Here is a 15,223-nt window from a genome sequence, read left to right as displayed (position 1 = left end):
CACCCTCTACATTTGCAGCCTGGTCGCAACATCTTTGCCGTAGCGGCGGGTGATTTCTGCCGTCATCTGTGCTTCAATCTTCTGCATGTGTTCGAGGTAGGTCATGATGCTATTCATCTCACTTGCCGAAGCAACATAGCTGGCCCGGGCAGCTTCCTGAACCTGTTTGATCCTATCCAGCATAAGGGAAATATCCTGGTCGGCATGCTGGGCAAAGACTACGGCCGCACATCTCTCCGATGGCTGGCCGGCAGTTGCTCCGGTCTGTTTCTCAAGCATTTCTTTTGCCTTTCTGGCAACAATTTCAGCCCGGAGATAGAGGTCGGACAATATCTGCAGGGCGTAGGCGTTAGCGGTAATGTCGGCAAGACCGGCCACTGCTGCATCTTTCATATCTGTTGTTATCGCCGTTTTGAGGATAGGCAGAGCCGCAAGAGGGTTGGTTTGTAGAAATGTCTGTTCGGCAAGGCTGAGGGTGGTTTTGGTTTCAATCTTGCCGGCAATGGTCATCAAAGTATCCCGGACATATTGGACCAGGTCCCGGTTGGTATCGGTAATCTGGCTGCACATGCCGTTTGTGGCCTTTGCGTATATATTGCCGCCGGCAAAACCTTTAATGTCATCGGGATTATTCTGTGGACAAGGTGCTTCGTAGGAGACCTTATATGCATTTGCCGGGCCTTCCAGGTTAACGTCTCCAACCAGGCCGCGAATAAGATCGGTATAATCCGCCGGCAGACCCATTTTGCTGCCGACATTTTCTAAAAGGGATCCTCCGGCAAGAAAGGTGCTTTGGATATCGGCGTTGCAACCACTGGTTATTTGGGCCACGTCGCTGGCTTGCGGGACATTGTTATTGGCTTCATCTTCCTTGGTAACGATGTCCCACATCTCTGAGACACCCAGGGATAACTTGTTTTCCTTAATGGAGGTGGCGAGCTTTTCCCGCATGACCTCGGTCGAATGAAAACCATTGTCATCCATGACCACCCCGACCAGCTCTTTTGCCGCCGCGCATTCATCAAGTTGCATGGAGTTGAGCTTGTCGGAGAGTGCTTCAAAGTTCTTGATCGTGTTGGAGCATTGCTCGCAAAGCGTTTTCAGGCCGAGATCAAAGGCCACCGCTGCAGCACCGGACAGAATTCCCTGGAGCTTATCGACGAGGTAATCGGTATTCATAAAAGAAAATCCACCCATGAATACATCAATGCCACCGCAACCGCTTTTGACACGCGGCATCTCCACGGTTACCGGGTATGTGCTGGTGTTTGGCCACCGGGCATTAAATGAGCCACCGGAATAGTATCCCCGCTGTTGTCCTGAAAAATAGTTCGGTGAGGTGGTCGTTTTCTGCTGGAGCCAGTCGTCAACCCAGGCGGCAGAGGCAATCACCGTGGAGAATAGAAAAATTACAATGGTTGCGGCAATGATTTTCAAGGTGTCTTTTGCTTTTGCCATGGCTGTTCTCCTTTATGCAGGATGGAAGTTGGATCGAATGCACTGCCTTTTTGGAATTGATACATCAGGAAGTTGTCGCCCTTGGTGTCTCCCTGCATAAACCGGATTGCCCGGTAAAGTTTTCTTTCAAGCTCCGTCAAGGTGATAACACCATTGGCTACGGTCATGTAGTCGTCTTGTCCTTTCTTTATAAGGAGCAAAGTAGGGGAGGTGGTAATGTTAAACCGGGTAGCGGCATTGAGATCTGTGCTGATATTTACGGTCTTAATCTGCCAGCCGTATTTATCGACAAAATAGGAAAGGATATGCGTTTGCTGTTCACAGAAGCCACAGCCTGGGCTGACGAAAAATATTAGGGCATGGTTGGCGCCTGCCTGGTTGATTGTCTGGGCAATTTCCGTTTGCTGCATCTGTACTCTTGCGGTGATGCCAGGACCTGCGGCTGGATAAACCTGATTGACATTAAAGAGGTCGCCGTATTTCTGGGTGACATACATGGTGGCATTGGTATAGGCCAGGGCTTTACGCCTGGCGATATCCTGCATGGTGAGATATTCCATAATGTTTTGCTCCTCCGGAGTCTGGACTGCTTTTTTCTGGAGGTCGTTCAGGAGTTGTTGGAAATCATCTGGATGTAGGTTCCATAGGTCGTCGATTGTATAGTTGTCCAGAGATGGAATTATGCGTGGTTTGACAGCGGGCTCTGATTTGATTTCCGGTTCATCGGGTTCAGGTGGAGGGTTTTCATACCAGAACCAGCCATGCTTGGTGTCCTGATAGAAATTGTTGTCGGTGGCACTGGCACCGGTACCGGACAGTAGAATAAGAGCCAGGCATACTGTTATCAAAGCAAGATGATTACCAGAGTGGCAAGGCTTTGTATAAAATCTGATCTGCATGGATAAAACCAAAGTATTTGGAGTCAAAACTGCGGGGATTTGATCCCACCATGAAATAGTTGTTGTCCGGTACTGGGCCGATAAAGTTGAATTGCGGTAAATTTCTCCCTTCGCTGTCCTTGGTCAGGGCTTTTCCAAGAAGTATTTTTCCACAGAAAAACCGGTTGTCCGCATCTTTTGCCAGTATCTCCCCGGGGCTGCATCCTACTTGCTTTATCAGACGATTATTTTCTTTGTTCAGCCCACGTTTTACAAAGGTCTCATGTTCTACCTTGTGTCTGAAAACCAGATAATCTCCGGTCTTGATGTTGCCTCTGGGATTGGTCAGAAAAAATATTCTATGCTTAAGTGACGCACTGGTTGAAACAATGATCCGTGACGGCAGCCATAAACCAATCAACAGAGCTGCCAGAAATACCAGGGCGATACTCTTTTCCCGGTTTTTTAGTTTCTGAAACAGCCTCTTTTGGTCGATGCTATTTGATATTGATTTCATCTCCATTTCTGAGCACCACATCTTTGAGCAGGATAACGTGAGTAGGGTCGGCGGCCGCGTTGTTCAGGGTATGTTCAAGCGCATCTAAGCTTGCCTTCCATTCTTCTTCGCTGATTTCTCCTGCCACCAGTAAAGCTTTTTGCGTTCTGAGATAGCCCTTTAAATCCAGCGCATAGATCTTTTGAGCGAAGTACTTGTCGTAGCCAAAGACTGTTACAGCCGCGATCATGATGGCAATGACCATTACCTCCAGAAATCCTGGACCGGAACGGGGGTTCGTCTTTTGTTGCTTATCCTCGTTCAATATGTGCCTCGCATTTTCTTTATCAGGCTGTCCAGAGCTGTGCTTTTCGCTTCGCGGTTGATTCTCTCCAGGAGGTAATCGAGTCCGGCATCTCCCTGGATCAGGTAGGCGTCATTTTCATTTTCGTAAACAACCGCTGGTACCCGGGTAATTCCGTATTTGGTAAAGAGAGATGGCAATAGATTGATTTCCACCTGGTAATATTCGCACGGTTTGCTTGAGTCCCGGCAAGCAGGGTCTTTTTGTAATATTCGGCTAAAATATGTTACATCGGCCTTGGTATCGGCCATGCCGCCCACCCAACCGCGCATCACCGGGATGACATTTGGGTCACCAGCTTTTGCAATGGTTGTGAGATACGCCTGCATGGTTTCATCCGGTACTGAGCTTGAGAAAAAGAGGTAGACTTTTTCCGTACTGGTTAGACTGCCGACCTTTATTTCCTGTTCCTCCTTCGCTTGTTGCTTCTTTTTCCAGGGAGCTGCATAGTCTGCAAAAACTTCCTTTCCCAGCCGTTGCTCTTCACATTTGATCTTTTCCTGAAATTCTGGAGAATGAAAATGGTTCGAAGTTTCTTGTGCTGCCTTCAGCCCTTCATCGGCATATTTATTTACCGGCAATCTCATTTTCTCAGCATCTTTTTTTGCTTGCTCCATAATGGAACGGGCATCTTCTGCTTGCGCCAGAGTGAAACCTGCTCCGAGAAGGAGAACGATAAAAATCACCAAAGAGTTCATTGGCAGCAGGTACAGCATTTCTGCTTTCTGTAGACAACCCACAGAAATTCATCGTTTGATCCCTTATCGCCCTGGTAGGGAGGGTTAAGGCCAGAGTCGTAAAACTTTGCCGATTTTCCGACAGGATATGCGGGCGATCGATCGGCCGGTCTGACAACGTGCATCTTGTAATGGCTTTTGATCCAGATCGGGGTGTAGTTGCAGCCGCAGAGATTGTCGGCAGGATCGCAGATCATCATGATTCTGTTCAATTTGTAAATCAACCGTGAAGCAACGGTATTGTTGGCCTGAACGATGTTGTCATTATCGACATGACCGGTCATCGGATAGGCGGATCCGCCACTGCCGACGCACCAGGGCATAAAGTCGAGCGGGTAGCCAACGTTTACTGCAGTTGCGTCAGCCATACAGGACATTTGCATGGCTTTGTTGGCGAAAAGACTGGCTTCCGGGTGGATGATGGCGGACATCTCATCATCTTGCCACATCGAATCATATTCACTCCACCACATGCCGTAATCGTTTCGATTACACCTCCCATACATCAGAGGAAGTAGATATCCGTGTGCCTGGGCGAAGGTCGACTCATTGGCTACATCTACGGCATCAGAACTCTTGTTTTTCCCGCCGAGTTCATCAATCAACGAAGAGCCCATCATCTCGCCCTGATAGGTGGAATAGTTGGCCACAGAAACCGTATCTTCCAGCAGAAAGGGTTCCCAGTAACTGATAATTACGCCGGTTTCATAGAAGACAGGGGGAGGGCGGGGGCAGATACAAATCCCTTCGATCTTGAATTCTATTTCATCCCAGTGGATATCAGTGGCTGAGTTAAATGCATCCCCAGATTTTTCAGCTCCTGCAGGGTTGTACATAAGCGTTATCAGCAGGGCGCATGTCCAGAGAGTTTTATTTTTTACCATCCGGCCCTCCCTGCTTGTCGCGAGGTATTACTACTTCTTGGACCAGCATCTTGTTTTCTTGTTGCACGACAATGGAAGGGACAGCGGTGAGTCGAAGCCTCTTTGCTATATCGCTGGTAAGGTAAAACACCGGGCGTTTCAGCTGTCGGATGAGTTCAAAGGCAGAACCGTTTGAGAGTAAAAGCCTGGCCCGATGGTTGTCAGCATAGGGAGTTTTCTTAAACCAATTGATCTGCAGTGGATCTTCACCATCGATTACCACCAGGCCGCCGGAAAAGGAAAGGTAGTCTAACGGATTGAACGTATATCCCTGGGGATAGAGAGCTTTACCATCTCCATCAACAAAATTCTGGCTGAGGGTGTAGTTCATATCAACCAGAAATGATTTGTTTGCAGCAGCGGGCGGCAATGCATGGAGATTTGCAGGCTGATACGATTGCATCAGAAGGGAGAGGGGAAGTTTATCTTTGGTATCATTTTTTGCCGCTTCTTGTCGCAGTTCTGCTACAACATCCGGTTCAAGAACAGGATATGTCTCTCCCACGGTACCGAGATTTATCATTGCCTGGGCAAAATGAGCGACAAAAATACAGGAGGTCATAAAGAATATGGAAAATTTACAGTTCACCTTGCTGCCTCATTCTGACCATCTCCTGAATGGCTTCATGATAGGTTTTTCCGTCCTGGACCATATGTTCAATCATGGCAATCTCCCTGGCCTTGGAAGTGTAGATGAAATAGGCATAGTCGTTGACCACCAGCCGGGCCACGCCAACACCGAAAGGGGTATCAAAAAATATTTCAGAGTAGTTGGGTGGATTGGATTTGACGCTTTTTAACAGCCGCATGGTGAACTCGTCATAGTCGAGCAGCCCTTTCTTGTTTGCCTGATCGAAATCCGTTGATTCCAGCAAAATCTTGAAGGCCGAGTTGCTGTTGATGACGCTGCCGACCTCGCCGAAGTTGTCCAGGTCGAGCAGAGATTGGGTGATAACCATGAAACTGCCGTTGTACTTTCTCGCCCGGCGATAACCTTCATTGATAACCGGGGCGATCATCGCTCCCTTATCCAGAAACTGCCATGCTTCATCAAAGATGATAAGCCGTGGCCGGGAACGATCGGAAAGATAGAGGTCCTGGGTAACCGCGTTGATGATCAAGAGTGTCACAACCCGGTACAGATCCGGCTGGACCTTGAGGTTTTCCAGCTCGAGCACGACAAACTCATCGTTGTGGATAGCAAAGGTGCTTGGCCCGGTAAAAAACCTGCCATGAAAGCCATGGCTGGTAAATTCCCGGATATTAAAGGCGAGCTTTCTGGCAGTTTCGATGAGTTTCGGATTATCAGCCATTTCGTCCATATTAGAGCCGGGAGCCTCCGGGAACTTCATCAAAAACTCATAGACCGTGTCGGCATCTGCTTCCTGCCCTTTTTGCTGCCATGCCCAACGAACACTGTTACGGATAAGGTTCATCTCGGTATCGTCACATTTGGCGCTATCGGAGTTGGAATAGGCCATCTGGGCAAATACCGCGGCCACGCTTTTCAATTCTTCTTCCGGCTCCCGGATAGAGGTGAATGGATTGAGGCAGATATGGGTGTCCGGCTGGAAATCGAGAAACCGAGCGCCGAACATATTGGCCATTTTCTTATAAGAGCCACCGATATCGATGATCCGCACCAATGCACCGCAGGCATAGTAATTAAAGGCAATAAAGTTGACCAAAAAAGACTTGCCTGAACCGGATGTCGCACAGCAGAAGACGTTTTGATTGGTGGCGCCGGAATGAAAAAAGTCCAGAGAAATGAGCTGTCCTTTTCTGCCGGTAAAGATCAGCTTTGGCTCACCGCCAGACCCGGCAAAATCGCCCTGAACCGGCAGGATCGGTGCAACCGAGGTGATGGGTGCGATAAAGTCCCGTTCCAGGTTTTCGATATTTCTGCCGGTTGTGTAGAGGCCAAAGGGAAGGGCGGAGAGAAACAGAATCTTCAGAATCAGATGATCCTGCTGCATAACATAGCCGTTGTTTTCCCACAGTCTCCTTACTCTGGTGCAAGAGTCCCTGGCTTGCTCCAGGTCATCATGCCATACCCAAAATACCGGGATTACTTTGACGAACTTTTCACCTCGCTCCAGGTCATCGGTGGCGGAGAGATACTCCTCCTGTTTGCGGCGCAGGCTTGGCGACAGGGAACCAACCGCCTGCTGGTTGAGTATAAGATTACATTTGGCATGGAGTTTCATCTCCAGACCTGCCTCAAAGACGATATTGAAGGTATAGAGAAAATCGGTCTTAATCTGGTCGGCATCAGAAACCACTCCCCATATCCCGCCAAAAAGTGAATTGGTTTGCAAGGGATCGATTTCTTTCGGAACGATCTTTGGGGTGGTACAGCAGAAATAATGGTCGCCGATCACCAAGTGATCCTGTTCTTCCTTGATAACGGTATCGCTGTTGATGATCTGCTTGTTGAGAGGGATTTCCGGATTGCAAGTATTGAAATTCTGTGTTGGATAGTCTTTCGGATAGTGGTTAAACAGCCTGCGACTCCATTCCAGCAGATCTTCAGCCTGCATGTGCCGGGGATAGAGAAGGGCGGCTTTCAGGGTCTCCTTTATCTGGCGCTTTATATCCAGCAGAGGTGCGGTTTTACCTTTCTTGAGAAGATCTTCCGGACTTGGAAGGTCCGGGCACTCTCCAGGAAGATTGACAGCAACAAAAAGGCGGAAGTTACGCACCGGGATATTGCTGCAGGCCTTCAAGCCTTTCTTACCCTTGGTCAGAAACGTAACCACCGCCTCGGTGTTTGACTCAACAAGAGGGTTTTTACGGGTCCTGTTCTGCTGATAGCGCTGAAGGATTGGCGTGATATGGGAGTCGGCGTGGAAGATGAGCTGAATAACACTGCCTTTAGGTAAACCGGCGCGGAACAATCCCTCCAGGGAAGTGATGGTTTTGGGACCCGCATAAATGACCGGAGAACATTCCCATAACATGCCCAGGCTCCCGTCCTGGTTCAGGAAAACTTCCAGATCAGGATAATAGGCCAGGTAGTTCAGAAAGGAGGAAAATGGGGTGCGCCTGGTCATCTTGTCCAGATCGCTTTGTTTCAAATATAGCCTGGGACCGAGAACTGCTCGTTGTAAGAATCCGGCAAACATCGACTATTGCTCCGTAAGATCAGTGAGGATCCATTTGGAATCCTCGATTTTGACGTAGACGTAGCGACTCATGAACAGCTCCTCGCCTTCACCTTTGTAGGGAAGCAGGAGCACTCGGAGGATTTTTGGTGGTTGCAAGAGGGGCTTTTTCTCCTCCTGTAGTAATTCGGCAAGAGCCTTGTATCTGTTATCCTGAATTTCTTGTTTCAGACCATTTGTCGGTGCTGCCGAGGCTTCGTCAGTCGCTGTCTCCGGATAACGAGCCTTTTGATAAGCCGTCGGGGTGTCAATACATTCCCCGGCATCGTCTCTGGCCCGACATTTGAAATCCTCATTGTAGGGATTAAGCACAGGGCCGCAGCTTGTCAGAAGCATGAAGAGGAGAAGGGGACTACGGCATATTGTTTGATTGAATATTTTCATAGGTCATCTTGCCGTGGTTAAGATTATTTACAAAGATCGAGAGCACTGTTCCTCTATCTTCTTTTTTCTATGGGGATGACCTGTCTGGATGGGAAAAATAGGATCAGAATGCGATGAGATGTAAATAGTGGAGAAGAGGGCGCTGGCGGGGAAGTGCGAATTGTCCTGTAGCTAAAGCCTGAGGGTTCGGTGGATATGTGGATATTATCTCAATAACTACCGTTCAAAAATGGTAGCAATTTTTCGGTATGCACTTTGTTAGGAAGCAACGGGTGGCACTATTTTCTAATAAAATTTCTGCCCAAATTTTACTCCATAGATAGGGTTAACTTGTCAGTAGTTATGTTGGGTACTGCTGCACTTTTGAGAGTTGTTCTTTGGAAATCAATGATCAGCAGTTACTCCATTTCTGCACAATTCCAGCAAAATAGGCAGGTCTACCCTCTCAGGAATAGTCTTAAATTTTGGTTTTGCTTAAGTGGATAAGATTGGCAAAGGACATCTTTTCACGTTAAGCTTTCTGTCCGTATCAAAAATAGTATGGTGAATAGACGTTTTTTACCCACATCTTTTTTACTTTAGCTATCTTAATCCTTTTTAAGGATGTCTCTTTTGGGTAATAGCGGTAACCAAAAAGGAACGATTGGAAGAGGATTGTAATAAGGAACGTTCAGGCTAAATTTCGAGCAGGTAAAAGTTGTGTTGCAGAAAACAAAGAGAACTGAAAAGTCCCCCCCTCCAAGTATTCTTGTGTTTGGGCTGTGGTAAGCTCTATTATTCGACAAGGTTGTTAAAGCGGCAACTCAACAGTAGGTCGCCGTCCTCATAGAGAGTGGTCACTTTGTACGGTAATGTCTTAAAAAGTTTTACCATCGCCTTGTTGCTCGGGATTGTATAGGCGATAAGGCCGGCGATGCCGTTTTCCCGGGCTGCTGCCGCGAGTTTTTTCAGAAACAAGGTGCCTAGACCTTTACCCTGGAAATCTTCACTGACAGAAAATGCCACCTCTGCCATGTTCTCATTGTCCAGTTTCATGCTCTCGGCAACGGCCACAATCCGTCCAAAGCCAAATTCTCCGACTACGGCAACCAGGGTCAAATCGTTGACATAGTTGACATGGGAGCGTATCTCCATCTCTGCTCTGGCAAAGATAGTTTTCTGGCAAAAAAATCTCGTCAGCACGTCCTCTTTAGGCAGGGTGTAGTAATGTTCCTGTATTCGGCGCTCATCCACTGGTTTTGAAGGACGGATGGTGACTTTTTGACCATTGAGTTCCAAGGTTTGTTCAAGACGTACGGGGTAGACAGCTCTCGATGCCTCTCCCAGTGTTCTTTCGGAGTCAATAAAGCCAAGCTCCTTGGCATCCTCTAAAAGGGCTTCCCTGAAATCGGGGTGTGCGATGCTAATCATTGCAATCACACGCTCTTGAAGGCTTTTTCCGAACAAGTTCATACATCCATATTCGGTGACAATATAGTGGACATCGGATCGAGGAACTACGACGAGATCCTCTCGTAATGCTGGAATGATGGTGGACTCTACACCGTCTTTTGTTTCTTTGGTGGAATAGAGCATGAGGATGGACTTTCCGGCCGGGGAGCGCCGTGCCCCGCGAACAAAATCCGGGATACCTGAGACACCAGCAAATCGTGTAGCGGAAGAAGCCTGGGCAGAGACCTGTCCCGTGAGATCTATCTTGTTTGCGACGTTCAACGATACCATTCGGTTGTGCTGGGAGATAACAAAGGGATCGTTTACATAGTCAGAGGGATGAAAATTCACCGCCGGATTATCATTTAAGAACTCGTAAAGTTCAGGGGTGCCGACGGCCATTGAGGCAACCATCTTGCCTTCGTTGAGGCCTTTTTTCTTATTGGTTATATTTCCCATGGCATACAGATGCATGATGGTGTCAGTGAAAAACTGCGAGTGGACTCCGAGGTCATTTTTGTTAGAGAGGGTTTGCACTGTTGCCTGGGAGACGGCATCAAGGCCTATCTGGAGGGTTGATCCATCTTCGATCAGCTTCGCAATATGGTTACCGATTTGTTGCGCGGCCTCAGATGATGCCACTGCAGGTGGTATTGCAAGGAGATCTTCCTCATATTCAACCAGTAAATCCACATCATTTACATGGATGAAGCTCTGGCCCATGACTCTTGGCATTTTGGGATTTACCTGGGCTATGACAAAATCAGCAGATCGGGCTGCAGCCATGGTCACGTCGACAGAAATGCCAAGGCTCATCCAGCCAAAATCATCAACCGAAGAGACCTGAATCAACGCAACATTTAAAGGGAGTTTTCTTGTGGTGAACAGGCCTGGTGCATCCGACATGTTCAGTGGGGTAATGAAACGACGATGTTTGGTGAGGCTTTTTGAATTAGTCGCGCCAAGATATATAGATCGGATATTGAGGTTGGTGTCCTGGGTTTTATCTGCAATGGCTGCAAGGGAAACAGTTTCACGACCCAGCAATCGAACAATCTCCAATCCGCTGAAATTGTTTGCTTTTTCGACAAGTTTCTGGATAAGAATCTGAGGCTCCCCACATCCTGACCCGATAAACACTCTCTGACCAGAACGAATTCTGCCAATGGCTGTATCTGCATCTACTCGTTTTTGTATATAGGCATCAGCCCAGTATTGGGAGTTCGGCATAATTTGCTCCAAGTGGTGTTATATATGAGAAATTCTATTAATCGAGAAATTTAGCGTATTCAGTGGCTAAGCACAACTTTCTTTCACAGAAGAAGAGAGGGCGTTTTATCCGGGGCGAGGACTCACAACACATCGCACTTGTGTGGCGACGTTCAATACCGACAAAAAATAGTTCCAGTCCTGGGATAAGGTGGGCAAACCTCTAAATCCGGAGAAGACGATAGGGCGGATCAAGGCCCGGAAAAAACTGCATCGTCAGGAAACCCCGGGAGGTTTTTGCTCACTCGCCTTTAACCGATGGTTTGGTGACACTGAAAGTACAATCTTGACGAGATGTTGATTCCATGGTAAATGATATTCACTTATTTGTTGCTGTGTCAATGTTAATCGCCACAAAAAATTATCATATATACGATATATTTATATTTATTATATGCTATAGTGGTAAATATTTTTTACTAAATCTATGCAAACGTCAGTCGCCATCAGTCCGCCAGGCAAATTGAAGATCATCGATGCGCTGAGAACCCTGCTGGAGGAACGGACCTTCGAATCCCTCACCATCTCAGATATCGCAGTCGCTGCTGGAGTTACCGAAGGACTGATCTACAAGTATTTTAAAGGCAAGCGTGATATCCTGCATCACGTCCTCAAGGAACATTACGATCATTTCTTGGTCCAGATTGACCGTGACCTGCAGGGGATCGACGGAGCCCTGAACAAACTGAGAAAAATCATCTGGTCCTCCATCGAGCGCTATGCAAATCACCGTGTGTTTGCCAGGATAATCCTGCTGGAGGTCCGGAATTCGGAAGAATATTTCCACAGTGAGGCCTATGAGCTGGTACGGCAGTTCAACCGGATCCTTCTCGATATTATCAAAGAAGGCATAGCTAGCGGTGAAATTCGAGACAACATACCGCCAGCCTACATCCGCAATGCCATTTTCGGCACCATAGAGCATTCGTGCCTGAATCGTGCCATTTTTAATGAACCAGTTTCGACAAATGATGCTGCCAGGATCATAACAGAGCTCCTTTTGAACGGGATCAAACGATAACCTGACGAAAAACTGAAATTTTTTCTAACCCGGTGTCTGGCCGCCGGTGTCAACCGGTTGTGGATATCGAATACTCAAGAGAGGATCGAACCATGAAAGAAGTTGTCATTGTATCTGGATGCCGAACCGCTATCGGCGCATTCGGCGGCACCCTCCGTGACCTGAACGGCGCCATTCTGGCAAGTATCACCATGAAAGAAGCCATCCGGCGGGCCGGCATCGATCCGGTGATGATTGACGATATACGCTACGGCTGCTGCATGGAATCAGCCGACACCTTGAATGTGACCCGGGTCGGCTCGCTGCTTGCCGGTATTCCAGAAACTGTTACCGCTGTAACCATTAATCGGGTCTGCATCTCGGGTATGGAGGCCGCTATCTCAGGTATGGCCATGATCCAGGCCGACATGGCCGACATCATCTTGGCTGGTGGAACCGAGCATATGTCCAGCGTTCCCTATTCGGTTCCCGGAGCACGATGGGGTTGCCGCCTGCAGGATCAGACTTTTGTCGATAATCTCATCCATACCCTCCATTGCGGTTCCCACCTCATTCCACATCCTGAAGATGGCCCGGTGGACGCCACCCAGCCGCCGCTCAGCATGTTTGTCGGCAAACCCTATATCATGGGGCACACTGCCGAATTCGTCGCTCAGCATCTGGGTATCAGTAGAGAAGAGATGGACGAGGTCGCCCTGCGAAGCCATAATGAGGCGGAACGGGCCACCCTTGACGGTTCCTTTGCCGACGAAATTGTACCGGTGGAGGTTCCCCAGAGAAAGAAACCTTCTCTAGTATTTGCCAAGGACGAACATTTCAAACCCGGCATGACCATGGATATGCTCCGCAAACTGCCACCGGCATTTATACCTGAAATCGGTACCGTCACCGCCGGCAACTCCAGCGGCATCAACGATGGATCCACCGGCATGGTCATTATGTCCGCCGACAAGGCTAAGGAACTGGGTCTGCAACCTTTGGCCAGGATCAAAGCCGTCGCCAGGGGGGCATGTCATCCCTCAGTCATGGGCCTGTCACCGGTCCCTGCCGTCCGCAACCTGCTCAAGTCTTCGAACCTCACAATAAAAGATTTTGACCTCATTGAGGTCAACGAGGCCTTTGCCGCCCAGTACCTGGGTTGTGAAAAGGAACTGGACCTCAACCGGGAAATCACCAACGTCAACGGCTCGGGCATTGGCCTGGGACACCCGGTGGGCTCGACCGGCGCCAGGCTAATGGTAACTCTGATGTATGCGATGAAAAAACGCGGTAAATGTTTGGGGTTGGCCACCCTGTGTGGTGGCGGCGGAGTATCCATGGCCTGCGCCATTGAAATGAGTTAGACCCGATTCTCGATGTGCCGTCATCTGGGAATCCCCGGATCGGCATCTGGTCCGGGAATCCCCGGACAGACAATTATTCTTTGTGGAGGGCTACACCATGATCTATGATCCACTCTCGGAACAGGAAAAACTTCGGTACAGCACTATTAGCCAAGAAAATATCGATTTCATCATGAATCGGAACAACCGGATCAACAGGTGGGTCATCGCCGATATGGTCCGTCGGACCCGGTATCATTATCCTGACAAGAAGGCTCTGGTGTTCAACGACATGAGTCTGACTTACAGTCAGTTGGAAGACCAGTGCAACCAGGCAGCCAACGCCCTCACCAGACTGGGAGTGAAAAAATATGATCGCGTGGCCATACTGGCCCACAATACCCACCATCATGTCCTGACTTGGTTGGGTTGTGCCAAGATCGGGGCAATTTATCTGGCTGTCAATTACCTGCTGAGAGACGATGACATCGCCTTTTGTATCAACCACTCGGAAAGCACCGTTTTTATAGTTGAAGATAGCCTTTATGACAATGTGAAGGGGGTGTTGAACAAAATGCCACAGGTAAAACATTTGATCTGGTCCGATCAAGGGGCTGGACTGCCTGCACCCAAAGGGTTTGTCGACTACACCGCCTGGTACTCTTCGGCGCCAACAACAGAGCCCGATGTCATACTGCGGATCGAGGATCCGGTCCAGATGACCTACACTAGTGGCACCGAATCCTTGCCAAAGGGGGTGATCATCAGCAACCAGGCCTTGATCGCTGAATACATGGGCTGCATTATTGACGGCAAGTATGACCATACTGATATCAACATCAATGCGCTGCCCATTTACCATTGCGCCCAGCGGGACGTATTCATGAATCCGGTATTCTGGATCGGCGGCACCAACATTCTCATGAGCCCTGATATCGGTAAGATACTGGCCGCTATCCAGACCTGGAAAGCGACCATGTTCTTTGCACCGCCAACAGTCTGGATCGGTATGCTCCGACATCCAGATTTCGGAAAATATAATCTTTCCAGCCTGGTGAAATGTTACTATGGCGCTTCTATCATGCCGCGGGAGATCCTCAGGGAGATCCTGGAGAAATTCCCCAAGGCCGGGGTCTATAACTATTACGGACAGACCGAGCTGGCGCCGTACCATTGCATCCTCAAGGCCGAAGATGCCCAAGCGAAGATCGGTTCTGCCGGCATGGCCGGTCTGCATATGGAGTCTCGCATCGAAGATGAGGATGGCAATGAAATCAATGGGATCGACGTACCCGGAGAGATATGTGGCCGCGGGCCCCATGTCATGACCATGTATTTCAAGGAACCAGATAAGACCGAAGCCGCGATGACAGGTGGCTGGTTCCATTCCGGGGATTTGGGCGCCCTCGACGAGGACCGCTACATCACCGTGGTGGACCGAAAAAAAGACATGATCAAAACTGGTGGCGAGAACGTTGCTTCCAGGGAGGTCGAGGAGGCTGTATTCCTCCACCCGGCCGTGCAGGAGGTGGCCGTGGTCGGTCTGAATCATCCCCGATGGGTGGAGGCGGTGGCAGCGGTTATCAAGCTCAAGGAGGGGGCCACAGCCACGGAAGCGGAGATCATCGAGCACTGCAAAAAGAACCTTTCATCTTTCAAAGTCCCGAAAAAGATTATCTTTGTCGAAGCACTCCCCAAGACACCGACCGGCAAAATCCTTAAACGCCAAATGAGGGAATCCTTTAAGGAAATTTTCAGTTAACCGTCCTGTGGTGT

13 protein-coding genes are annotated in these 15,223 nt (G+C 48.9%); 3 read left to right on the top strand and 10 right to left on the bottom strand.

The genetic code is table 11. From position 1 onward, the window contains the following. Positions 1-6: 6 nt before the first annotated feature. The 10 genes from FCL48_RS04545 to FCL48_RS04500 form a co-directional block, all read right to left on the bottom strand. On the bottom strand, positions 7-1,458 hold the full coding sequence (locus tag FCL48_RS04545) for a conjugal transfer protein TraH (protein ID WP_136871062.1): 1,452 nt from the start codon (positions 1,456-1,458) through the stop codon (positions 7-9). Beyond that, complete coding sequence (locus FCL48_RS04540) at positions 1,434-2,357, bottom strand: conjugal transfer protein TraF (protein WP_136871061.1); 924 nt, start codon at positions 2,355-2,357, stop codon at positions 1,434-1,436. The genes FCL48_RS04545 and FCL48_RS04540 overlap by 25 nt, the downstream gene beginning before the upstream one ends. After that, on the bottom strand, positions 2,317-2,853 hold the full coding sequence (locus FCL48_RS04535) for a S26 family signal peptidase (protein ID WP_169309077.1): 537 nt from the start codon (positions 2,851-2,853) through the stop codon (positions 2,317-2,319). Before FCL48_RS04535 ends, FCL48_RS04540 begins: the two co-directional genes overlap by 41 nt. Beyond that, positions 2,834-3,157 (bottom strand): hypothetical protein, encoded by a 324-nt coding sequence (locus tag FCL48_RS04530; RefSeq protein WP_136871059.1) that lies wholly within the window; start codon positions 3,155-3,157, stop codon positions 2,834-2,836. The genes FCL48_RS04535 and FCL48_RS04530 overlap by 20 nt, the downstream gene beginning before the upstream one ends. Next, positions 3,154-3,912: a TrbC family F-type conjugative pilus assembly protein gene (locus tag FCL48_RS04525; RefSeq protein ID WP_136871058.1), complete on the bottom strand. Its 759-nt coding sequence runs from the start codon at positions 3,910-3,912 to the stop codon at positions 3,154-3,156. Before FCL48_RS04525 ends, FCL48_RS04530 begins: the two co-directional genes overlap by 4 nt. After that, complete coding sequence (locus FCL48_RS04520; protein ID WP_136871057.1) at positions 3,891-4,817, bottom strand: TraU family protein; 927 nt, start codon at positions 4,815-4,817, stop codon at positions 3,891-3,893. Before FCL48_RS04520 ends, FCL48_RS04525 begins: the two co-directional genes overlap by 22 nt. Beyond that, the gene (locus tag FCL48_RS04515) at positions 4,804-5,445 is read right to left on the bottom strand and encodes a hypothetical protein (protein ID WP_136871056.1); all 642 of its coding nucleotides are present in this window, start codon (positions 5,443-5,445) and stop codon (positions 4,804-4,806) included. The genes FCL48_RS04520 and FCL48_RS04515 overlap by 14 nt, the downstream gene beginning before the upstream one ends. Next, the gene (locus tag FCL48_RS04510) at positions 5,435-7,981 is read right to left on the bottom strand and encodes a TraC family protein (protein WP_136871055.1); all 2,547 of its coding nucleotides are present in this window, start codon (positions 7,979-7,981) and stop codon (positions 5,435-5,437) included. The genes FCL48_RS04515 and FCL48_RS04510 overlap by 11 nt, the downstream gene beginning before the upstream one ends. A gap of 3 nt (positions 7,982-7,984) precedes the next feature. Beyond that, a complete protein-coding gene (locus tag FCL48_RS04505) occupies positions 7,985-8,404 on the bottom strand; it encodes a TraV family lipoprotein (RefSeq protein ID WP_136871054.1) in 420 nt (139 codons plus the stop codon). A gap of 774 nt (positions 8,405-9,178) precedes the next feature. Continuing rightward, positions 9,179-11,065 (bottom strand): bifunctional acetyl-CoA hydrolase/transferase family protein/GNAT family N-acetyltransferase, encoded by a 1,887-nt coding sequence (locus tag FCL48_RS04500; RefSeq protein WP_136871053.1) that lies wholly within the window; start codon positions 11,063-11,065, stop codon positions 9,179-9,181. A 466-nt stretch (positions 11,066-11,531) separates the two neighbouring features. On the opposite strand from FCL48_RS04500, the gene FCL48_RS04495 reads away from it, so the two are divergent. The 3 genes from FCL48_RS04495 to FCL48_RS04485 all read left to right on the top strand — a co-directional run bounded on the left by FCL48_RS04495 (position 11,532) and on the right by FCL48_RS04485 (position 15,209). After that, positions 11,532-12,125, top strand: a complete 594-nt coding sequence (locus FCL48_RS04495; protein WP_136871052.1) for a TetR/AcrR family transcriptional regulator — start codon at positions 11,532-11,534, stop codon at positions 12,123-12,125. 92 nt (positions 12,126-12,217) lie between these two features. After that, entirely contained in the window at positions 12,218-13,468 is a 1,251-nt protein-coding gene (locus tag FCL48_RS04490) for an acetyl-CoA C-acyltransferase (protein ID WP_136871051.1), read from the top strand. A gap of 97 nt (positions 13,469-13,565) precedes the next feature. After that, the gene (locus FCL48_RS04485; protein ID WP_136871050.1) at positions 13,566-15,209 is read left to right on the top strand and encodes an acyl-CoA synthetase; all 1,644 of its coding nucleotides are present in this window, start codon (positions 13,566-13,568) and stop codon (positions 15,207-15,209) included. Positions 15,210-15,223: the final 14 nt, after the last annotated feature.

Source organism: Desulforhopalus sp. IMCC35007 (assembly GCF_005116575.1).
Taxonomy (GTDB): domain Bacteria; phylum Desulfobacterota; class Desulfobulbia; order Desulfobulbales; family Desulfocapsaceae; genus Desulforhopalus_A.
This window is presented reverse-complemented; position numbering and strand designations above follow the sequence as displayed.

Bases quoted from the DNA above. Each gene is read 5' to 3' on its own strand.
- FCL48_RS04535 (WP_169309077.1), bottom strand. From the start codon at position 2,853: ATGAAATCAATATCAAATAGCATCGACCAAAAGAGGCTGTTTCAGAAA.
- FCL48_RS04490 (WP_136871051.1), top strand. From the start codon at position 12,218: ATGAAAGAAGTTGTCATTGTATCTGGATGCCGAACCGCTATCGGCGCA.
- FCL48_RS04545 (WP_136871062.1), bottom strand. From the start codon at position 1,458: ATGGCAAAAGCAAAAGACACCTTGAAAATCATTGCCGCAACCATTGTA.
- FCL48_RS04540 (WP_136871061.1), bottom strand. From the start codon at position 2,357: ATGCAGATCAGATTTTATACAAAGCCTTGCCACTCTGGTAATCATCTT.
- FCL48_RS04495 (WP_136871052.1), top strand. From the start codon at position 11,532: ATGCAAACGTCAGTCGCCATCAGTCCGCCAGGCAAATTGAAGATCATC.
- FCL48_RS04520 (WP_136871057.1), bottom strand. From the start codon at position 4,817: ATGGTAAAAAATAAAACTCTCTGGACATGCGCCCTGCTGATAACGCTT.
- FCL48_RS04510 (WP_136871055.1), bottom strand. From the start codon at position 7,981: ATGTTTGCCGGATTCTTACAACGAGCAGTTCTCGGTCCCAGGCTATAT.
- FCL48_RS04485 (WP_136871050.1), top strand. From the start codon at position 13,566: ATGATCTATGATCCACTCTCGGAACAGGAAAAACTTCGGTACAGCACT.
- FCL48_RS04525 (WP_136871058.1), bottom strand. From the start codon at position 3,912: ATGCTGTACCTGCTGCCAATGAACTCTTTGGTGATTTTTATCGTTCTC.
- FCL48_RS04505 (WP_136871054.1), bottom strand. From the start codon at position 8,404: ATGAAAATATTCAATCAAACAATATGCCGTAGTCCCCTTCTCCTCTTC.
- FCL48_RS04500 (WP_136871053.1), bottom strand. From the start codon at position 11,065: ATGCCGAACTCCCAATACTGGGCTGATGCCTATATACAAAAACGAGTA.